Origin of the sequence: Bradyrhizobium sp. KB893862 SZCCT0404 (assembly GCF_018130885.1) — a bacterium.
Classification (GTDB): Bacteria; Pseudomonadota; Alphaproteobacteria; order Rhizobiales; family Xanthobacteraceae; genus Bradyrhizobium; species Bradyrhizobium stylosanthis.
In genome coordinates, this window is record NZ_JAFCLT010000001.1 from 348,620 (window position 1) to 369,794 (window position 21,175).

General features: G+C 60.1%; 15 protein-coding genes. 7 read left to right on the forward strand and 8 right to left on the reverse strand.

Annotated features, from left to right (window positions below):
• The first annotated feature begins 169 nt into the window (after positions 1 to 169).
• Entirely contained in the window at positions 170 to 1,768 is a 1,599-nt protein-coding gene (locus tag JQ617_RS01810) for a trypsin-like peptidase domain-containing protein (protein ID WP_212023928.1), read from the forward strand.
• Positions 1,769 to 1,873: 105 nt separating this feature from the next.
• Here JQ617_RS01810 and JQ617_RS01815 read toward each other — a convergent pair whose 3' ends face one another.
• Both JQ617_RS01815 and JQ617_RS01820 read right to left on the reverse strand, forming a co-directional pair.
• On the reverse strand, positions 1,874 to 3,295 hold the full coding sequence (locus tag JQ617_RS01815) for an argonaute/piwi family protein (protein ID WP_212023930.1): 1,422 nt from the start codon (positions 3,293 to 3,295) through the stop codon (positions 1,874 to 1,876).
• Positions 3,292 to 5,034, reverse strand: a complete 1,743-nt coding sequence (locus JQ617_RS01820; RefSeq protein WP_212023932.1) for an SIR2 family protein — start codon at positions 5,032 to 5,034, stop codon at positions 3,292 to 3,294. Before JQ617_RS01820 ends, JQ617_RS01815 begins: the two co-directional genes overlap by 4 nt.
• A 901-nt stretch (positions 5,035 to 5,935) precedes the next feature.
• On the opposite strand from JQ617_RS01820, the gene JQ617_RS01825 reads away from it, so the two are divergent.
• Positions 5,936 to 7,375, forward strand: a complete 1,440-nt coding sequence (locus tag JQ617_RS01825) for a MobA/MobL family protein (RefSeq protein WP_212023934.1) — start codon at positions 5,936 to 5,938, stop codon at positions 7,373 to 7,375.
• Between the two features lie 273 nt (positions 7,376 to 7,648).
• The gene (locus JQ617_RS01830) at positions 7,649 to 8,005 is read left to right on the forward strand and encodes a hypothetical protein (protein WP_212023936.1); all 357 of its coding nucleotides are present in this window, start codon (positions 7,649 to 7,651) and stop codon (positions 8,003 to 8,005) included.
• A 78-nt stretch (positions 8,006 to 8,083) separates the two neighbouring features.
• Here JQ617_RS01830 and JQ617_RS01835 read toward each other — a convergent pair whose 3' ends face one another.
• Positions 8,084 to 8,350, reverse strand: a complete 267-nt coding sequence (locus tag JQ617_RS01835) for a hypothetical protein (RefSeq protein WP_212023938.1) — start codon at positions 8,348 to 8,350, stop codon at positions 8,084 to 8,086.
• Positions 8,351 to 8,950: 600 nt separating this feature from the next.
• On the opposite strand from JQ617_RS01835, the gene JQ617_RS01840 reads away from it, so the two are divergent.
• Entirely contained in the window at positions 8,951 to 9,655 is a 705-nt protein-coding gene (locus JQ617_RS01840; RefSeq protein ID WP_249156578.1) for a hypothetical protein, read from the forward strand.
• Between the two features lie 107 nt (positions 9,656 to 9,762).
• Here JQ617_RS01840 and JQ617_RS01845 read toward each other — a convergent pair.
• Both JQ617_RS01845 and JQ617_RS01850 read right to left on the reverse strand, forming a co-directional pair.
• Positions 9,763 to 10,525 (reverse strand): IS5 family transposase gene (locus JQ617_RS01845; RefSeq protein WP_212023942.1). Its coding sequence is split into 2 segments (ribosomal slippage): positions 9,763 to 10,213 and positions 10,212 to 10,525, totalling 765 coding nucleotides; the frame shifts between segments, so codons are not numbered across the junction.
• Between the two features lie 206 nt (positions 10,526 to 10,731).
• Positions 10,732 to 11,493, reverse strand: coding sequence for a molybdate ABC transporter substrate-binding protein (locus JQ617_RS01850; RefSeq protein ID WP_212023944.1), 762 nt, complete (start codon positions 11,491 to 11,493; stop codon positions 10,732 to 10,734).
• A gap of 209 nt (positions 11,494 to 11,702) precedes the next feature.
• On the opposite strand from JQ617_RS01850, the gene JQ617_RS01855 reads away from it, so the two are divergent.
• Positions 11,703 to 12,680: an ABC transporter substrate-binding protein gene (locus tag JQ617_RS01855; protein WP_212023946.1), complete on the forward strand. Its 978-nt coding sequence runs from the start codon at positions 11,703 to 11,705 to the stop codon at positions 12,678 to 12,680.
• A 270-nt stretch (positions 12,681 to 12,950) separates the two neighbouring features.
• Positions 12,951 to 13,343 (forward strand): response regulator, encoded by a 393-nt coding sequence (locus JQ617_RS01860; RefSeq protein WP_212023948.1) that lies wholly within the window; start codon positions 12,951 to 12,953, stop codon positions 13,341 to 13,343.
• 572 nt (positions 13,344 to 13,915) lie between these two features.
• Here JQ617_RS01860 and JQ617_RS01865 read toward each other — a convergent pair.
• On the reverse strand, positions 13,916 to 15,775 hold the full coding sequence (locus tag JQ617_RS01865; RefSeq protein ID WP_249156579.1) for a PAS domain-containing HWE histidine kinase family protein: 1,860 nt from the start codon (positions 15,773 to 15,775) through the stop codon (positions 13,916 to 13,918).
• A gap of 403 nt (positions 15,776 to 16,178) precedes the next feature.
• Between JQ617_RS01865 and JQ617_RS01870 the strand changes: the two genes are divergently transcribed.
• Positions 16,179 to 17,210, forward strand: a complete 1,032-nt coding sequence (locus tag JQ617_RS01870; protein WP_212023950.1) for an IS110 family RNA-guided transposase — start codon at positions 16,179 to 16,181, stop codon at positions 17,208 to 17,210.
• 587 nt (positions 17,211 to 17,797) lie between these two features.
• On the opposite strand, the gene JQ617_RS01875 is transcribed toward JQ617_RS01870, so the two are convergent.
• Positions 17,798 to 18,811, reverse strand: coding sequence for a 3'-5' exonuclease (locus JQ617_RS01875; RefSeq protein WP_249156580.1), 1,014 nt, complete (start codon positions 18,809 to 18,811; stop codon positions 17,798 to 17,800).
• Positions 18,808 to 21,087, reverse strand: a complete 2,280-nt coding sequence (locus tag JQ617_RS01880) for an AAA family ATPase (RefSeq protein ID WP_212023952.1) — start codon at positions 21,085 to 21,087, stop codon at positions 18,808 to 18,810. Before JQ617_RS01880 ends, JQ617_RS01875 begins: the two co-directional genes overlap by 4 nt.
• Positions 21,088 to 21,175: the final 88 nt, after the last annotated feature.

A 21,175-nucleotide genomic window follows, 5' to 3' on the forward strand; every position in this document is an offset into this window, starting at 1 on the left:
CCCGACAAGTCGGGTGGCATCCGAGCCGTGCGCTGCTATGGATGGGCTCACGAGGTCTCCCCTCGCATACGCGCTGTCGTAACTGCGGCGTAAGAGCGAAAGTCTAATCAAGGATCGTGCGCGCCACGTTTGCTCGCTGAATGCCTGGCGTGATTGGAAGGGAGACCTCGTGCCCAGCCTTGCATCGTTCTTCGCCGCTCCTATCCGGGTCGCCGTTCCAAGCGAGCTCACGAGCGAGGCCGAACTGCTGAAGTATCTTTCTCTATCGACAGCCGAACTCAAGAGGATCTGGTGGTTTCGCGGCCGGATGTATCAGAAGTTCGAGATTTCGAAAGGCGAAGGAAAGAAGCGCGTCATAAGCGCGCCGGATCATCGACTGAAGATGCTGCAGACAAAAATCGCGTCCTCGCTCGCGTCGATATACAGGCCGAGGAATCCCGTTCATGGCTTCGTAGGCGGCCGTTCGGTCAAAACGAACGCTACGGCTCATCTCCGGAGCAAGTTCGTGTTGAACCTGGATATAGAAGGCTTCTTTTCGGCCATTACGGAAGGACGCGTCTCCGGCCTTATGAGTGCGCTCGGCATCGACGATCGAGTCGCCGAGATCCTGGCGCGGATATGCTGCAACGAGGGTGTCCTGCCGCAAGGCGCGCCTAGCAGTCCAGTGATTTCTAACATGATCTGCTTCCGGATGGATAAGGAATTGCAGATTATCGCGAAGGAAAGCCGCTGCATCTACACTAGGTATGCCGATGACATCACTTTCTCCAGCTACCAGCCATTGACGTTGCTGTTCGAAGGACCGCCCCCGCCGGCCGGAAATTTCTCGCCCGATCTGCTCAAGGGTCAGCTTCGCGGAGCCTTCCGGTCCAACGGCTTCGCGATCAATCCGCAGAAGGTCCACTACGCCGACAAGCATTCGCGCCGAACGGTGACCGGCCTGAAGATCAACGAGCTTGTCAACGTCGATCGAAAATTCGTACGAAACATCCGCGCGGCGTTGTTCGTGACGGAAACACAGGGGGCTGCGGTCGCTCAGAAGATCCTCAAGGACAAGTATGGTCGTGAAGCAAACCTCGGGTCGCATCTTCGCGGACGGATATCTTGGGCGGGGCACATCAAAGGACCGTCGGACCCGATTTTCCGCAGTCTAGCCTCGCGCTACAACAAGCTCTTCCCCTCCGAGAAACTGGAAATTCTGCCCACGATTTTTGAGATCAGGGAGCGTGCGGTGTGGGTGGTCGAGCATTGGGGAGATGACGCAGCGGAAGGCAGCGCGCAGGGCACGGCTTTCTTCTTGAAAGCGGTGGGTCTCGTTACGGCCTGGCATTGCGTGGAGGGGGCGACCGAGATCGCGGTCTATCACCCCAGCAAGCCTTCGAATAAATTCAAGGTGACCGTCGACAAGAAGGACGCCCACCGCGACTTGGCCGTTCTCGCTCACGAAATACAAGCCACCGAGTACTACGAGTTCGACATGTCGAAACGTACGCTCAAGGCCGGCGACAACACGACGGCGATTGGATTTCCGAGCTTCGGCCCAGGCGATAAGATCAACGTCCGGGCCGGATCTATAACGTCGTTGCCCACGAAGAGCGCCGTTCCGATGATCGAGGTGACGCAAAAACTCTCGCAAGGCATGTCCGGTGGTCCGTTGCTCGATGAGGACGGCGCCGTCGCCGGTATCAATCATAAGGGCGGACCAGGGGAGGCCAGAGATTTCGCCGTGCACGTCAGCGCGCTGACCAACTGGCTGAGCAAGTCGTAGGTCTTCCGATGCGGCGAGATCTCGGGACGGTGCCTTCAACAGGCGCACGCTCCTTGAGCTCGCTCAGACATCCGGCGATCCCAAACGACTGACATTGGCGATTCGCTACATGAAGAAGCGAAACTGATAGGGTGTCGAACCTAGGCCATCCATGCGCTTCACGACGCGCGCGAGAACTTTAGCATAAGCCATCGTTACCGGCAGCATGTCGTACAGCGCGTCGTTGTTCCAATTCATCTTAGCGAGAGCGAGAGCCGAACGGGCAGTCTCGTCCCAACTACCATGACCCGCGTGACGGATCAGACGGATTGGCCGCGGCGTGCTACGACCTCCTTGGTAGTATGAGCGTTCGGCAACGCCCTTCACGTCCCCGTGCATCCAAAGCAGGCACTCTCGATCCCCGAGCGGGATCAACGTGCCGCGTTCAACCGGATAGCCGAAAGGCTTTCCTTTGGCGCCGCCCTGCCGATCGCGTTCGATCTTGACGCCGCGCCAGCCGACGTCCTCCACGACCTGCACGAGGTCGACTGCTTCGCACAGATGCAGCGCTTCCATGCAGCCCTCGATTTCGTCCCTCTTGAACTCCGTCGTCTTGTGCACCGTGACGCGCCGAGGAGTGCGGCCCGAGTGTCTTCGCCTATAGAGGTCCAACGATCGGCTCATCACACGAAACATCTCGGTTCGGGACATGAACGGATTTTCCCGCTGAACGTCGATTTCGTGGGCATCGTATGCGACGAACTCTAGGCCGGCGCCTTCTGCATCGAAGACCTGACTGCAGCACGTGACGAAGCGCGGCCGGTCGGATTCGGTCGGACGCACAGCGTAGGAGAGACCGATATAGGCGGCCTCAGGATCCGTGTCAGCGAGCTTCCAGGGGACGCCTCCCGCCTTCGCGTAAATCGCGAGTCCGATGCGCCACATGACGCTTGCGCGATCAGGATAGGCGAGCGCGCGGTCTTCGCGCACCAATTGGATTGGAATGCGCCGCGCGGCGGTGGCCGCCTTGAGGTGGTCGTGGAGATCGAAATCGTCGCCGGCGGCCCCCACGAAGCCCGCGGCCCAGCTTTGCGGCATGTAGATGAAGACAATGTCGAACGCGTCGCGACGCGCCTCGAGAGATTGGACGGCGCGAAGCAGCCGATCTGCCAGTACGACGTGCGGCGTGGCCGAGTCCTTCATCTCGAACTCCAGCCGATCGTCCAACTCGACGTGGCAATCCTTAACGGCGCCTCGCATATCGAGATTGAACGCCTTGCGGAAGCCGGGCCAGGTCGGTAGGTAGTCCTTGCGTTCGGTCGCCTTGAACTCGGCCGCGAGTTCCCTCATGAAGCCGTAGAGTCGCGCCCCCTGCCGGGCCGGCGCGATTGTCGCGATCCGAATGGGATCGGGGACAAGGCCTGACGAATAGGGACCAAACCGCAACAGCCCGCGCAGGGGATGCAGGTCGACGTCGGATGTTCGTTCGGGATGGAATGCGAGCTCGGCTTCCGGGATGAAAAGGTGAGGCGATATCTCGCTCGTCATGGGCGGGCTCTTCCTGAATAAGCCGTCGTATCGCCGAGCCTGAAGGCCGCATCCACGCCCGCGCTGATGCCGAGGGCCAGGATATCGCGATCCGGGCACGCGAACAGGGTTGACCAGAACGAGAGAAGGGCATTGAGCACCGGATTGTAGCGCCTCACTGTGCGCTCGCGGGCAAAATCGGTCGCCGCGGTTCTGTTCCCCTGCGTGATGCCTTCGAACACGGTGCGCGGCTCGAGCAAAAGCCAGAGCCGCTCGTCCGCCCAATCCAGCCGGATCCCCACGCCCTCCCGCCAACTCAATTCGGGATGCTTCGGCACGGTTCCGCCTAGGCTTCCCGTCAGCGTCTTCAGCGACGCCCACTTCGCGTCGTCGATTGATGAGGGTGTCAGAAGATCGCTGCTCCGGCGACGATCGGCGATCATCTCGTGTGTTCGGGTCAGCGCGTTGGTCAGAGCTTCGCGCAGAAGGCCGCGCTCTTGGCTTTCGTAGCGCAGTCGGCGGACTTCGATCGCGTGCAGGTCAAAACTTTCAATGTCGTAAGCCGAAAGCACGGCTCGCACGTCGGCGTCGGAGCCGAAAGCGAGTACTCCGGCTCGCGACCGGGTCGCGAGCACCGGCAGGTCTGTGGCTTCGATCGCCGACCTGACCTCCGCCACGCCGCCGATGCGGCATACGACGCGGCGACAAACGGTCGGCGTTTCGACCATTTCGAGTGCATTGAGCCGGACCACTGGAAAACCGCGCTTGCCGGTTGGACGCGGAGCCGGCGACCATATTCGTCGCTCCGAGGCGAGTTCGTCCAAGGCCTTGGTGTCCAGATCCTCCGCTAGGCGAACGAGGTCGCGCAAGACTTCGTCGAAATTCTCGATCGGCACCAGCCCGCCGTCGACGCCTTTGCGGGCAGCGGCCGCCAAGAGCCGTTGGACGCGCAGCAACGGCGGATCCTCGCCGCGATGGAGCCAGAAAAGTCCGGCCGGAAAAGGGGTGTCCCGGTCGAGAGCCGCCTCGAGCGTGTCCATGATGGAGTCGTCTCGGCCGCTGTAGCCGGCGACGATCAGGCCCCACCGGCAGCAACTTTCGATCAACAACGCCCTGAGCTTCGCATCCTGTTCGCGCAGTTCGTCTCCGGTGTTCTTCAGCCTGCGCGATCGAAAGTCGCCGTGCAGTTTGACTTCGACGGGCCAACGCCCCTCGTCGATCACTTGACGTCCAATACTTCCGGTCTCGATCGCCACCGTCGTCAACTGACCTGTTCCGCCGTAGACCTTCGCGCAGCCGTCGGCGATCAATGGGTCGAAATTAGTCGTCCACGTGAGGCGAGCGCGTCCGCCCCTCATCATTGTCGCAAGAGCGATGTGCCCGTAGGACGGCTTCGCGCCGCTGACCTTCGACGCAATGTAGGTTCGACGATCCGCCTCGCTCGGATAGACGGCTTCGAAGAGAGCCGCATACTCGTCGGGAGCGCCGGGCGGCGGCAGATTCCCGACGCCATCGATGAATGACTGCAGTTCGCGCCGGACGGCCGGGTTGGCGAGGTCGGCGACCATTTTCGGGGAGACGCGCCGCTGACTTATGTAGAGCTGCTGCTTGAACTCCCAGATCATGTCCCACGCCGTCGGAATGCCGGCGGCCGCCGATGCCCCTGCTCCGAGCAACCACATCAGATTTCCGCCCCGTTGCGAGAAGCGGCGCGCAAAATCATCCGCAGCGACGGCTGGATAGGTCGAATCGGCTGACATGCGAGTATCTTAGTTGTGGGACTCACGTTCTGCGGCTTGCGATTAATCCTCTATCGTTCTGCCCACCGGAATCTTTCAGCCGCTCTCGTCGCCGCCAACGCGAGAGATCCGGGTCCCGCTTCGGGCGCTTTGCGGGAAATAAAATTTCGTCGCCTGTTTGTTCGCATTGGGTCGGTGATTGAGCCCGGCAGGTGTGTAACCCCATGGGCCGAAACCCCCGTCAGGAGTGAGCAACAGCTCGTGGTAGCCTTTTGTCGCAACTAACGGCGGGACGACGACACGAAGATCTGCGATCGCCATTGACTTGTCGAAGCCGTGCGAACCAAGGCGGCAATTACCCAGGAGATCACCTCCCATACCGACGAAGCTGCCAAAGGCGCTTTGGTGCGATCCAGATCAAAAGTGCTTGGTCGGGTCGCTGACCCGAGCAAGAATTCTCGATCGCGAAAGATCAATTTGAAATCCGAATATTCCTGACGACCGTCCCGACAGCCTGAAACCAAATGCTGGGAATTAAGAAAACCCAGCAGGGTCAATGTCTAAATGGTGAATCCTGATGACTAATTTCGAACATAGGTTTTCCCGGGCAATTTGCTGGCTCGACATCAGTGGCGCCTAAGTGGGTATCTTCAGGATTGACCGGGCCCGAGGGCGAAACCATTCCGTCTAGCGAGCCGATCCAAGAATTGTGCGGTTGTCGAGCTGCCGCCTGTTACTGGCGATTCGGTATCTAAACACCGTTAGCGAGCTTTCCGCGGCAAAAGGCTGAACATTCTTACAAAGCAGCTGGTGTCTTGCCGAGAGCCCGCGTTGAATCGTGCCGCGGGAGAGGTCCCTTATATGTCGGGCGCGGAGGCCTACATCTTTGAATAGTGGATCATGTCATATTAGATTTGGGGTTGTGCAAAAACGCAAAGGCTATACCGCCCTTGCGCGCTTCGCCTATCAAACAAACGGCTATGTCAATGACGGGGGTCGGCGCGCCGATTACGGGAAATATCGCGGCGATCACGACGGAGGATTGATACTTTTACCCCACGGCGCCTCCGAGGAATTCGCCGACTTGGGCAACTTCATCATGGCGGCGTCGGCGAGAGACGTTCGGTCCGACGCACAGTGCGGCAGGACGATAGATTTCGCGCTGCCCAGAGAATTACTCCGGGAGCTTTTGCGGCCCGTCGCAGCATTTGTTTTGGCCCAATTTGCCGCCGAGGGAATGGCCGCTCGATTGGACATCGAGTACCCGGTCGCCTCGGACGGGGACTACAATCCCCACTGCCACGCCTGGGTCTCCCAGCGAGGCCTCGAGGCCGATGGTTTCGGCAACAAGCGTCCGGAGTGGGACCGACAGTTCCTGCGGGATAAGTCGCGATATGCGCGGGCACTTATAGCAGGGCGCCTGACGCTGGCCTGCGCATTGCTCGGTGTCGCGGCGTACGTTGATCCTCGAAGAAACGAGGAGAGGGGGCGGCCTCAGCCTGAGGAGCGGGTTCCAACCCAATTCTGGCGCATGCGCGACCGCGGGGTCTATGTCCCGGGGCTCGAGAAATTGATCGATACCCGCCGGGAAAATAAGCCGGTTAAGGCCGGCCGGCGCTCGGAATTGGAGTTCAGCGACAAACTCCAATCGGTCACGGTCAGGAATGCCGTTAGCCAACGCCATCCGCCGAGCGATGAAGTGCGGCAGTCCCGAATTAATTTCGTCGTGCCGTTTGCCGTGGAGGAGGGAGCCGAAGTACGCGTGACCAAAGAGGACAAACCCGAGATCGTGCTGACGACACGCGACGGCTCAGTCGTTTTCGACGGCGCGATATTGAGCTTCGAGGGAGTAGCGGGGACGGCGCGAGCACGGCTGATTGTCAAACTGGCGCGAGCTTTGGATTGGCCGGCAGTTATCGTGGAAGGGAACGCCCAATCCACCGACCAAATTATTACGGCGGGCGTGATTTTAGGCGTGACCGCTATCAATACCTGCGCGAGCGAAGATGCTTTGAAGCTAATCAACAATCAGTTTGGCCACTTGCTTGCTGACACAGTACGTCCGTTGGATCCGTTGGCGGTCGTCGACCAGCTCCTCGCGGCGTACGTTCCGCCTGCGAAAGTCGAGCCTGTGGACCCATCTTCGGTAGGGCCGCAGAGTTCCGAGCCGGCGTCCGACCCTGAAATGCGTGAAACACTTGAGCCTTCCTTCGACGAGGAGAGTAGGTGGCAGGACAACGTACCCTGGCAAGACGATCCTGACGAACTTGATCATGCTGAGTTTGACGACGAGGCGGAGCCAGAGACTGATCCCAATTTCGACTATGACGAGGAGCCCGAGCCGGACCCCGGTGATGCCTAGAAAAGAAGAGCGGTTGCCGGGCTCGGTTCGGGGAAATTGGGCTGTGCAGCGGCCGCCATTTCGAATCTTGTCGCAACCGCGACTAGGACCCCCTTTCACAAGCGTCCGCTTTAGGTTGCTACGCCGCCGACGGGGCGCGCGCGGGGCGCCGACCGGAGCTCGTGAACGGTAGACGGTTTTATGCGCCGCTACGCGGCGGTTCGGTGTGATTGGGATGGCGCCGGTTTGCGGCTGAAAAGCTGGAAGAACAGACGCGTCGCAAAGTAGCGGCAGGTGGTCGCGCTCATCGACATTCGCAGCTTTGGCTTCTCTGCCAGCGCGAGCAGTTTCTCGTCTAGGCGCTGGGCGCCGTGCGCCTTGGCCAGCGTCGTCGCCCATGGTGAACTTGACCGTTTAACCGGCCACGATCGCCTCTCGGCTGAGAACAGTCGATGCGTCTTACCGACAACTGGCTCGCCATTGATCAAAACGACGGCGGTCCGCCGCCCTCACTCGGCAAATCCAACGAGGACGCAATTCCGTGATCTGAATGAGGAGATCGCTGCACTTCTGTTGGCGGCGGCTGCAACTTCGAAGTTCTCTTTTATCCGGAACATGGCTAAAGGGCAGATGTCCTATATCATGAAATAAGAGCCAAGCGACAGCGCGCCGGAGCGTCGTCATTCACAGCGGACCCGCCGTCCTCTTGGCGTCGCTCGACCGCAACCGTTACTGCGGGTTGCGCTTCGGGCGTCCGACGCGGGGCTGCTGCTGCCTGGCCTGATCCGCCGCGGCATGCAATCGATCAACGAAAGCGCGATCCTCGAACATAGTGGTGATAGTGCTGACCAGTGCGATGACGTCGTGCTCATCGCGCAAGAAGGGAGTCCAGCCTGCGTTGCTAATGGCCTTGGCAAAATCCCGCGCCAGCGCGCCGCGGGCCGCTTCGAGCTGCTGTTCGGCTTCCTGCAGCGATCGCTGATAGCTGTGAGACATCCTTTCATTCCCCTCCATTTCGATTTGCGGGCCAATCCCGCAATCCAGATATTTTAAGTGGAGGAGCGGCTGTCAAGCCGCGCAATTGAGATTCCATTGGCGCGGCGTTGGCGTTGCTTCAAGGATCGATATCCTCGGTAGCCACTATGGGAAGGAGGCGCCTATATCTCTCAGCCCGGTTTAGCGTCGCATTCCATTCGCTACGTATCTCACTAGAATTTCTGAAACGAAGCTCGGAAGACCTTACTGCGTCGTTCGGCAAGAGGCAGCAGTTAACGCGATTTAACGATGTTCTGTCGTAAGGCTTGTGTCTCAATGGGCACGGCCTATTTTGACGTGTCCGCCGCTCCTGAGGGCGGTTGTGCAGCCCGTGGAGAGGCTGCCGGACCTCCGTACCCGAGGCCACTTTGTGGTGAAGGCGTGAAGGCTTCTCCATCGACGACTTAGCCTTCTCTCGGGATTGCTTCGCGCACCCCATGAAAATCCTTTGAAAACGACGCCCCTGAGGCGTCAATCGACGCGCAGCGTTGTGCTTGCGCGATGCGATTGGCGTCGCGGTGGCCTAGCATAGGGAGACTAGTCTTCGGACTAGTCCTGCGAATGACAGTGCATGCCGACGCCGAGGAAGCATCTGAGTGTGATCCCGACACCTTTGACCAAGGTTCGGGGCCGGACACCTTTGACGAATCTCAATTCGACGAAAAAGCCGCGGAATTGGGCCTTGAACCGATGAAGGCCTACGTCCGCGTCGCCCGTGGGAAGAAGAAAATTTCCGACGCAGCTGAAGCCAAACAGAAGTACCGAGCCAGACGGAAGGCAGAAGGGTTCGAACAATACGTTGTCGAGGTGCCGAAGGAGGCTAAGGACGCCGTCTACGACGTCGCACAGGCGTTCGTCGCCGACAAGGATAACAGCAAGAATGTTCGCTCGACTATTCTGTCGGTCGTTTCAAGCGAAGCCCTGCTCGAGCTGATCCAACTCCTCGTCGAATCCGGCGTGGACGCGTCGTCGATCATCGAACTGATCAAGCGCGGGGATTTGGTCAAGATGGCCGCGATCCGTGCGGCCCGTCCTGGGCTGCTTGACGAAGTCGCCCGCCTAGCGAACATCCATGACGACTTCCTCTCCGTTCTGGACTGCCTCGTCCGCCATGCGGGGGATATCTCGGACGCTTCTGCCAAGGGCTTGTTGGAGGCGGCCATCGCGGCGTCCGGCTGTCCCGAGGCTCTGCGTTTCATCGAGGTTCGCCAGCGTGGCGGCCTCCGTGCTCGATTGCTGGGCTGGGCCCTTGGAGGTGTGCGCTAAGAGAAGAAGTGTGGCTGCCCCTGGTCTATCGACGGCGTTGCTTTACCGGCCCCAGTTTAGGACTAGTCGTGAGACTAGTCCTATCTCCACTCAGACTAGTAGTAGGACTAGGGCGCGGACTCATAACGCGCGGCCAGCCATAGCCGGATAGATGCGAGTTGGACGAAGGCAAGGTAGTTTCCCGCAAGCCTGTCGTAGCGCGTCGCCACCCGACGGCATTGCTTGATCCTGTTGAAGAACCGTTCGACCTGGTTGCGAGCGCGATAGAGGTAGGGGCTAAAGCAGATCGGATCGCTTCGGTTTCTTTTCGGCGGGATGTTGGCCCACGCGCCTTTCTTCATGGCAAGCTCTCTGATCCAATCGGCGTCGTAGCCACGGTCGGCAAGCAGCATTGATCCGGATTTGAGACGAGACAGCAGTTTTCCGGCAAGTCGAACATCGTGCGCCTCGCCGGGGCTCAACGCAAGCCGTATCGGTAGACCATTGCTATCGACCACCGCATGGATCTTGCTCGTCAGACCGCCGCGTGACCTTCCCATCGATTGACGCCGGTTTCTTGATGCAGGACCCATGTTGATGTACGCGAACAACGGAAGTGTCGATCATCTGCACGGTAGCATCATGAGCGCCGGCGAGTGCGCTCATGAGCTTGGCCCACACGCCCGCCCGTCGCCAGCGAACGAACCGATTGTAGCAAGTCGTGTATGGACCGAAGTTTTCGGGCAGGTCGCGCCATGGCGCTTCGGATCGCAAGACCCAGAAGATGCCATTGAGGATACGACGGTCATTCACTCGTGGCACGCCGCGCGACTTATTCGGCAGCATCGGCTCAATGGCAGACCACTCATAGTCCGTGAGTTCGTAGCGCATGATTCGGCCCCTTCCGTTGAATGGCTTGAATCATGGCTCGGCTGTCGGGCTCAACTGGTCGCTATGCACCCGAAAGCGGACCTATTATGCTCACCTTGAGTTTTGTCGTTCATGACCCACACCGGACCTTCTCGGGCCGGCTGCCATGGTTCCTCACCATTTCCGCTTTGCGTGTGCCAACCTCAATCTCGGAGGGTTCAATGCTTTCAGCCCGGCGTCATTCCCTTCGCTTTAATGATGGCGCTTGCTTCTGGCGACTTGAGATACCCGAGCAGCGCTTTTGCGGCATCTCCTTGCTTTGTGTCCGCGGCAGCAGCACCCGTAAAGACAACTTCCTGCTGCAGGTCCGCAGGGAATGGGCCGACGACGTCTAGTCCAGGGGCGGTGAGCACATTTAACAAGAACACGCCTAGCTCCGCTTCGCCCTTTGCAACCGCCGCAACGATCTCGGCTGGTGCCGCTTTTGCCTGAACCTTGCCCTTGATTGCCTCGGCGACACCAAGTCGCTCGAATGCTTTCGTCACTTGCGCACCTGCAGCGCTTGCCGGCAGCGTTGCGATCGACTGTGCTTTGAGCAGCGCAGCCTTAAGTCCGTCACGTGTGCCGATGTCGGGCCTCGGAGCCCCAGCTCGCACCGCAACACCGAGGCCGACCCGCGCAACATCGGATGTCGTGCCGGAGGCGAACTTTGCACGTGCTGCTGCGTCCTGCATCACCTCGACCGGCACAACGCCGACGTCAAACGATTTCCCCGAAGTTGCCTCCTTGATCAAATTTGGCGTGGTGCCGAAGAAGATGTCGAGCTTGTGTCCAGAGACCTGCTCAAACTTTGGTTTCACCTCGGCCCAGACCGCGGTCATCGCGCCGCCCGCCAGAACGCGCAGCTCGGCTGCCTGACCCTTCTCGCCCAGAAATGTAACAAAGACTGACGCGAGGAATGCCGCGCGCGCAAAACCCAACACAGTCATGATGTGCTCCGCAAACGAGTTCACGCAGCTTAGCAGTTCCCACTGATCAGCGCCAATTGCCTGCGTGCATGCAGCGAGTCGCCCGGAGGTCCGGAAATGACTCGTTGCGGACCAAGAGGCCTCTGGTCTGCTTGCGGAATTCCGCAATCTGATCGAAAATTGGTTTCGCTTGCTTTGCGTCATTGGAATAGTCGATTGGAGCCCATACGATGCTGCGGCGCAATTTTATCAAGGCTGCCACCTATGCAACCGCTGCGTGGCCCTGCATCGCAACGGGTCAGCAATCAGCCAACAAGACATGGCGCATCGCACATGTGTATCCGGGAAAATACGATAACGCGTCCGATCGGACCATGTACGACGTCTTTCGCACAAGACTGAAGGAGCTGGGCTATGTTGAAGGAAAAAACCTCATAATCGACCAGAGAGCCGCCGAGGGAAAGCTTGAGCGACTACCTTCAATCCTTAACGAATTGATCTCGCTCCACCCAGACGTCATTGTCGCCATCCTGAACTCAGCTATTGCTGCCGCTCAGAAAGTGACGTCGACGATTCCCATCATCATGGCGCCGAGCATCAATCCAGTAGGCTACGGCTTCGTCAAAAGCTTGGCCCGGCCCGGTGCAAACATCACTGGCGTTTCCAGCATGACCGATGATGTCATGGGCAAGACCGTCGAAGTTCTCCACACGCTCCTGCCATCCGCAAAGCGCGTTGCTGTACTCCTATCCAACAACCCGAACCATCCGTGGCAATACGAATTGGCCGCATCCGCCTTGAGGAACGTGGGGCTCGCTGCCGTTCGCGTGGTGGCTCCGACCGCTAATGATCTTGAGCATGCGTTCGAAGCCATGAAGAAAGAGGCTTCCGATGCGTTGCTTATGCCCGGCGACTTAACGAGACTGGAAGTGATACCACTGGCCGCCCGATCAGGAATGCCGACGATCTATACATCGAGCGCATACGTCCCGATGGGAGGTTTGATCAGCTATAGTCCGACGTTGGCGGAATTTTACCGGATGACGGCACAGTTCTGCGGCCGAATCTTCAGAGGAGCTAATCCGGCAGATGTGCCTGTGGAGCAGCCAGTGATTTTCGACCTGGCTGTAAACCTAAAGACTGCGGCCGCCCTCGGTCTAACCGTCCCACCCAGTATCTTGGCGAGCGCCGATACGGTGATTGAGTGAGAGCGGATGACTTCCGTTGTTGGCCCTTCGCTTCTGTTAGGCCGTTGCGGCGAGATGTCCGGGGTCGGGGGTAAAGCGAAAGCTCCCCACCGCGGCTCAAATCGGCGCTTTTGACCCTCAGCGGACTCCGCGGCTCTCAATGCCCTTGGCTCAGGGTTGGCAAGCATTGGTTTAGTGAAATTCCCGCGCGCCCAGTTTCCTTGGGCTGGAACTTATGTGCACTTTGGTGCTTAAGCACTCGCCGCACTGGAGCGGTGGGAGGTGGGGATAGTGCACAGCGCAGTACTGTTAATCCTGGTAGTAGAAGACGATTTTCTGATCCAAAACCTTGTCGAAGTCGCGCTTGCTGAGGGCGGATTTGAAAACGAGATCGTTGCATCTGGCGAAAAAGCAATCGCACTGCTCCAAGACGAGCCCACGAAGTACCGCGCGCTTTTGACCGACATTAACTTGAATGGCCAACTGACGGGCTGGGACGTTGCCAAACGGGCCAGAGAGCTTAATCCGGAGATGCCGGTAATTTACATGACCGGCGCTGCGGCGGACGAGTGGCCCTCGCATGGCGTACCCAATAGCATTCTTCTCAACAAGCCATTTGCGCCTGCCCAAGTCGTGACGGCTGTCTCTCAATTGATCAACCAGACGCCGCCGCCGAAAGAGTAAGCCGCCTCAGTTCGCCTCATTGGACGTACACTTTTGGACATTGAGACCACGCCGCAATAGCTCCCTGAAGGCTGCCGCTCTGCTAAGCAAGCGCTGCGCAAACCGGAAGTCGTCGATGGCTTTCAGTTCGTCCTTGGATAGATCGACTTGAAGGCGGACGGTGAGGCGGCGTTGTCTCATGTGCATGCAATGCAGAATACGGCTGCTAAGTTCCGGCAGAGTAGGGTCGCCTCAGTTGGCGGCCTCTTTCATATCAGCCCACGTCGACTTCCGCTGTTGGCCCTTCTTCCGCCAGGGCGTTTCGGCGGGATGTCCTGCGTCCGGGGTAAAAGCGGAAGCTCCCACCGCTGCTCAAAACGGAGCTATTGACCCGTTGCTGACCTCCGCCCACAGAGCTGCGATTTCCGCTTCCAAAAAATGACCGTATCGAGGACATCCGGCTGTCGTGGACGGCCCTTGACCCTTTCAGACATCAGACAAAGTGGGCTCTATGGACGCGACTGGAGTACATCGAACTTCGAGCTAAATCGCGTACCGTTGTGATCAATGCTGCGTTGAGCGAAGTGCTCCGATCAGTCGCGCAGCCGTGCCTGGCTTAATTCCAGGCGGAGTTGTACGCCAGAAGGCTTCCAAACAATATCGACTTTTCCGCCGAGCTGCCCTTCGACTGCCGACTTAATGAGCCTGCTGCCGAAACCGGTCGATGTCGGCTTGGCAATTGCAGCAGAGGAATTGCGCTCGCTCCACGTCAGCACCAGACCCTCTCCAGCAAATGCCCAGCCGATCATCACCTTCCCGTCTGCATGACCCAGTGCGCCATACTTGATAGCGTTCGTGGCAAGCTCATGCAGGATGAGCGCCATAGCGGAGGCTGATTTCTCGCCCAGCAGGATTTCCGGTCCGGTCAAGCTCACTTTGCCATGTTGCGCGTCACTCAAATGCGGTGCCAATATCTGTTCAGCAAGATGGATGAGCAACACCGAATGCGCCGGCATCGAATCCGCTGCGCCGATCCGGACGAGGTCATGTGCCCGCGATAGCGCCTGCAAACGTTCTTTAAGCGCGGCGCTCATTTCAGCCGTCGTATTGGTCGATCGGCCCGTCATGTACACCATGGCCTCGAAGAGCTGGAACAGGTTCTTCACCCGATGATTCAGCTCTTGCATCAGCAGCTGGCGAGCCTCCTCGGCCATTTTCAAATCATGCAGGTCGGTGCACGTGCCGTACCAGCGGATGATCTCGCCCGCCTCGTTGCGGACGCACTGTGCACGTCCGATCACCCAGCGATATTCGCCCGAGCGGTGCCGCAGCCGATACTCGATGTGATAGGGGGCGCCCGTAGCCAAGCTGTGGCGCCACAATTTCCAGGCTCGCTCCTGGTCGTCGGGGTGAAACATTCCGTTCCAGGCCTCACCATCGGTTGAACCTTTGGGCATCCCCGTATATTCGTACCAGCGGTCGTTGTAATAATCGTGATAGCCGTCGGGCAGCGTCGACCAGATCATCTGGTCGATGGAGTTAACGATGGCCTGGTAACGTTCCTCGCTTTCGCGAAGAGCAGCCACTGCCCGGATCGTGTCCGTCACATCGGTCGCTTGCACGAAAATACCGTACCGATCGCCCGCGCCGTCGCTTATCGGCTGATAGACGAAGTCGAGATGTCGCTGCTCGCGAATTCCACTTCGATCCAGGACGACCGGAATGGCGCGCCCGGCGTAAGGCTCTCCGCTCTTATAGACGGTGTCGAGTAGCTCGATGAAACCTTGCGATGCCACCTCGGGCAGGGCCTGGTCGACGGACTTGCCGAGGATGTCGTTACGGCCCACCAACTGCAAGTAAGCGGGGTTTGCGATTTCAAAGACATGGCGGGGCCCCCGCAGAATGGCCGTCGCGCCTGGCGCCTGTTCGAACATGAGGGACAGACGCGCAATCTCCTGCTGGGCGCTACGCCGCGCCAGGACAATTTGAGTTGTCTCGTTGCCTTGATTGAAGATGCCCGCGACCTCGCCGTCTTCGCCGCGGATCGGGCTGATGCTGTAGTTCCAGTAGGTCTCCTGCTGGACGCCGCCACGCACCATTGGCAGCATTTCGTCATAGGTAGAAAAGCCCTCACCCGTGGCCATCACGTTCTCGAACTGCGGGCCGACGACGTGCCAGATGTCGGACCAGACTTCCTTGGCGGGGCGGCCGAGAGCCCAGGGATGGCGCTCGCCCGGGATGACAGACCACGCGTCATTATAAAGGAGCCTGAAGTCCGGCCCCCAGTAGATCGCCGTTGGAAAGCTCGAATACAGGCAAATGGACAGTGCCGAACGAAGCGATTGCGGCCACGAATCCGGAGGCCCGAGTGGATTTGACCTCCAGTCGAACAGGCGGATGCGCTCGCCCATCCGTCCTCCGCCGTTCAGGAATGCCAGCATCTCGTCACGCATCGACTGCCCGTCTCAGCCCTCCGGGAGCAAACTTATCCAGCGTTTCGGCGGACGGATACCCCCTGGCATGTCCTTACAGAGCGAACTGATGGGTCGGCTCTGTCCCGTCCAAAATATTTGCTGATCTCTCTCGATCTAGACCGCCCCCGGGAAGCTCTGCAACTGGGCAAGAAGTTGGCAGAGCGAAGCCGAGAGACTGTGACGGTTCGGGACCATACCGGTGTGATCGTAGGCGTCTTCACCCGGACGCGCATTGACTAAAGACGCCCCCGGGTTGGCGGCCCTCTTCATTTCAACCCAAGTTGGATTTCCGCTGTTGATGCTGTGGACGGCTCCTCCACCGGCACGAGAGTGCCAAGGAGTGGGCGCCGTTTGAGGCTCCCACGATTCGGAGGAGCAGCCTATGCAGTCAATTTCGACGATCGGTCTGGATATCGCGAAGTCGGTCTTCCAAGTGCACGGCGTTGATGCAGCTGGTCAGGTGGTGATCCGCCGCCAGCTCAAACGCCGTTTCGTGCTGCCCTTCTTTGAGAAGCTGCCGCCCTGCCTGGTGGGGATCGAGGCTTGCGCATCATCGCACCATTGGTCGCGCGAGCTGCAGGCGTTGGGGCATGCGGTGCGATTGATGCCTCCGGCCTATGTGAAGCCCTACGTCAAGCGGCAGAAGAACGACAGCACCGACGCGGAGGCAATTTGCGAGGCGGTCACGAGACCCAATATGCGGTTCGTGCCGACCAAGACGGTCGAGCAACAGAGCTGTCTGATGCTTCACCGGGCGCGCCATCTCTTCATCCGCCAGCAGACTGCCGTGATCAACTCGATCCGCGCCTATCTCGCCGAGTTCGGGATTGTCGCCCCTGTCGGGCGCAGGGGTGTCGAGCAACTGCTGGAAGTCGTCGCCGATAGAGCCGACTGCCGGCTCCCCGAGGTGGCCCGTGCGTGTCTTGCCGCTCTCGGCGGTCAATTGCGCGCACTGAAGGCCCCAATCCTGGAGTTCGACCGACGCATCATCGCCTGGCATCGATCAAGCGCGACGAGCAAACGGCTGGACGCGATCCCCGGCGTCGGGCCGGCGCTGGCAACAGCTCTGGTCGCCAGCATTGCAGATCCCAAGGCTTTTCGATCGGGACGAGACTTCTCGGCCTGGGTTGGGCTTGTGCCGAAGCAGAACTCGAGCGGGGGCAAGGACAAGCTTGGCAGTATCAGCAAGCAAGGCGATCGCTATTTGCGCAGCCTGTTCACGGCTGGCGCGCTCGCCGTAATCCGCTATGCCAAGATCCATGGCACCGGTCACAGGCCCTGGCTCACGCGATTGTTGGCCCGGCGCCCCACCAAGGTCGCCGCCATCGCACTCGCCAACAAACTCGCCAGGATGGCCTGGGCGATGATGGCGAGGAACGAACGTTACCATGAACCCGCCGCTCTCGCGGCATGACGAGACGAAATCACACCGGCCATCCGGTGTGACGTAACGGTTGGGAGGGCGAACAGCGCAAAGTGAAGATTCTCCTTGCCAACCCGGAGCCGTCCACACATGGCCCATCTCGGAAGTCCGACAACGTCCGCTATCGCGCCGCTGTTGGAGGACAAGCGGACATCCGGTACGCCTACTCTCAGCGGCAGATTTTATGAGTACGCACCCTAGTCCTGCGGCTCCTGAGACTAGTGTGAGAGACTACCTGTTATGGTACTTCGCGATTCAATCTATGATCACGACGTCCTTGACGCCAACATGGGTCGGCGCATTAGCTACTCAATCGCCAGGTCCGGCATGAAAATCGATCGAGCAACGTGATCGCTCGAACCGCGATCTGGACCTCTTCCCTCTGAAAAGATCTCCTTTCGGAGATAGAGAGCTCGGCTCCGGTGACGTCGGCGTCCGCATGGACGTATCGCTGGGGTTGCATTGCGCAATGGAGACGTTTGTCTCGGGCCACGCGCGCGTGTTTGAGGCCGCCTTTCCTTCAGCGGTTCTGCTCCAGCTCACCGCCGGCCGTGGTGTGCTCACGGCAATTGTTTTCCCTAAATAAGGTCGCTGGCCTGAAATCCGGTTCCATGATGCGCCTTTCCAGATCTCGCGGAGATGCTTCCCACCCGATCACCGACTTTCTGAACGTCGCTCAGCATCCGATCCGAGTAGCGTTCGTAGGCTGTCAATTTGACCAACGAGATATCGGGATTCGGTTTTCTGTAGACGCGCTCCCGAAGGAAGGCGATCTCCGCCACGACGTCTTCTTCGCCAAGCTCGACGAACCAGCATTTCGGTCTATCGGGCGAGCCGGGATGCCATCTGTACCCTCGTTGCTTAAGAACTTCCCGGGCGGCGAACGGGGTGTCGCCGGCCGATATGCGTGCGGTCGTCCGTCGCGCCGACGCGAGCAGCGTCGCGAACGCTGTCGAGCCGCTCCGCGGTAGCTTGCGTCGGAGGACCTCGACGCCGGCGTAGCAGTCGTCCGCGGCCCTGTGCGAATCGAAGTAGAACCCGAAGCTGGCGGCGATCTGTCCTAGTTTCGCTCCTTCGAACCCCTCGGCGGACCAGTCGATCTCCTTGAGCGAGCAGGCCCAGGGCTTATCTCTGAAGACGGGCCAAAGTCGCTCGCAAAAGGTTCGGTCGAAAGCGCAGTTGTGTGCGACGACAACGGCGCACGCGCGTGCGGCGGCCTCGACGGTGGCGGCGTCGATCGACATGCCCTTCACAGCGGCGTCGGTAATGCCCGTAAGGCGCGACACGGCCTCGGGGATGGGAAACCCGGGATCGCGCAAGCCCGAGTAGACTTGGCCGACCCAGACGATCTCGCCGTCGGCGCGGTAGCCGAACGGCACCATCGCGAGCTCGATGACGGTATCCTTGCCTGCGTCGAGGCCGGTTGTCTCCACGTCGACGAACAGCCCCCGTCGAAAGAGGTCGGCCGGCACCGGAGCGGGGGCGGGCTCTGCCAGCCGCCTCAGAACCCGAAACCGGCCCGAGGATTCAAGCAAGGCTGCGATCTCCTCCAGGTCGCAGTCGCCCATGTCGATCGGAAAATGCTGGCTCATGACCGAATCCTCGACCTTGCGAGGAGATCGGCGACGGCGAGCCCGTCGATGCGGCGCGAGTGCAGCAGGATCTTCACGACCTCTTCGAGAGCGGGACGATGCGCGGTCAGCTTGGCGAGACAGCTCTCGGCCGCCTTCTGAAGTTCTTCGTGCGCCGCCCGTCTGACTTCGGGATAGCTCATGAGCTCCTCGGTGTCGTCGAGCGATCCGAAGAACAGCAGCGGTACAGGACCGGCCAGCCCAAGCGAGCCGACCATGGCGGCGGCGGTGGTGGTCAGGAGGTGGATATCCGATCCCCTGCGACCGCCGGAGCCGTGCGAATGTTCGGAAAGTAGCAAGCTCTCCGCGGTGCGTCCTGCGATCAGAGTTTCCAGCCGAAGACGGTAGTCCGAGTAGGTACCTGCGAACGGCGGAGACTTGGTGCGCACCGTGGCGCCGCCGCGCTGGCCGACGGCCGCGATATTCGCGAATACCTTCTCCGGCGCGCCGAAATTGAGCACGTCCATGAGGATGTGTCCGGCTTCGTGGATCGCGACCCGCCGTTGCGTGTCGAAGTCGCGGTCCTCCTCGGGCGAGACTACGGTGCGCAGGTCCGACAACATCAGATCTCGCGAGGCATGGCGCGCGATGCGCAGCGCATCCTTGACGATGCGTTCGACGTCGGCGCCGGTGCTGCCGAGCGACAGCATGCAGATCTCCTGCAGGTCGTCGTGGACGAGCTGCCCGCCGAGCCTGAAGCGATACATCTTTTCCAGATCGTTCAGGTCGGGCAAACCGATCCTGATGATGCGGTTTAGCCGACCCGAACGGAGGATCGCGGGATCGCATCTGCTGAGATCGTTTGACGCGCCAAGCAGTATCAGGCCCTCGCGACTCGACGTAGCGGCTTCGCGGCCGCTGGAAATGCCGTCTAATTCGGAAATCAATCCGTTTACGCAAGCAGTAACGTAGTCCGCGTGAGAATGTCGCAATTTGGATCTATCGGCGAAAGAATCACATTCGTCGATAAAGACCAGAATCGGCCGGGGTTTTGCCCTGGCGGAAGCGAAGAAATTGGTCATCTCACGTAAAAAGTGGCCAAGGTGACCTTCGCCTGCGCCCTGAAATTGGCTGTGCGAACAAGACGCCAGCTCGAGCTTGATGCCCTGCTCGGCGGCCGAGCGTTGCATGGCCATCGGGAGCGTCGTCTTGCCGACGCCGGGCGGTCCCTCCAGGCACGCGCCGGCGTCGATCGCCGACCAGGGCATACCGGCTTTCCACATTTTCAGATCCGTGATCACGGATTTTGCCCAGCGCACCGCCTCGCTCATGCCGTGCAGGTCGTCGAGCGAAATGTCCCGAACGGACGCCGGCACGCGCTTCAGGCCGACGAGGCGTTTGAGTTGGGCGAGGCATTCCTCTGGCGACCGGTCGAACCGGATGCCGATCGATAGATCGGTGGCGGTGAGCAAGCGTGCGGCATCGTCCTCCAGCAGTTCGCGACAAGGTTTGCCGGTGACCACCCGGATCGCCAGCGCTATGACTCGCGCATCGATGGACGGCAACACGAGTCTGATCGGGTCCGACTTCAACACCACGGTCGGCAGGTGTGATTCCGCATCGGGCGAGATGGCGATGAACGGAAGCCCCAGGCACAGAGCGGAAAGTGCCTCCTTCTCGAATTCGCTCGTGTCCTTGGTCTTGCGGGGCTGTGTCATGGCCAGGCTGACCATGTCGAAATCTTCCCGCCGGCCCAAGTTGCCGGTATCCATCACCCGTACGCCCTCCGGAAAGAGGACGTCCTGCCAGTTGCCGATCACGGCCTGCAGCAGGTCGCGCTCGGCGACGTCGATGGTGACCACCGGCGCCGCAAGCTTCAGTCGGTCGAGCACGTCTTTGCGGCCGTCGAACAGACGGGCGAGCAGGAGACGCGCAGCGACCTTGGCGGCGATCACCGGGTACGCAGGGCCGGGCTTGGGCCTCTCCGGCAACGTCTCCACCTCGTCGTCGTCCAGCATCTCGACGAACCTGCGGCGGCCGAGTTGCGAGAACGTGTCGGACGGCGCGTCGGACGCCTTCTTCCGGGCCTTGCCGGTCTTCTTCGGAGCCGTCCCGCGCCGTTTCATCGCCTTCACGAAAGCGGCGCGCAGCCTGAATTGCGCAGCGTCCCGCCAGTCGTCCCGATAGACCTCGAGCTCCAGCGGACCCATGCCCGCGACGTCCTTGCACGGCGTCGTGTCGTCGGAGACGGCTACGCTGTCCGGCGTCACGGCGATCTTTGGCAGGGTGGGAGGCATCGTCAGGTCCTCACCTTGAGGTTCGGCTGAGGTTGAAGTCGGGCGTTGTTCGCCGGCGTGGCCGACGACTTGCGGCCGGCGCCGTCCA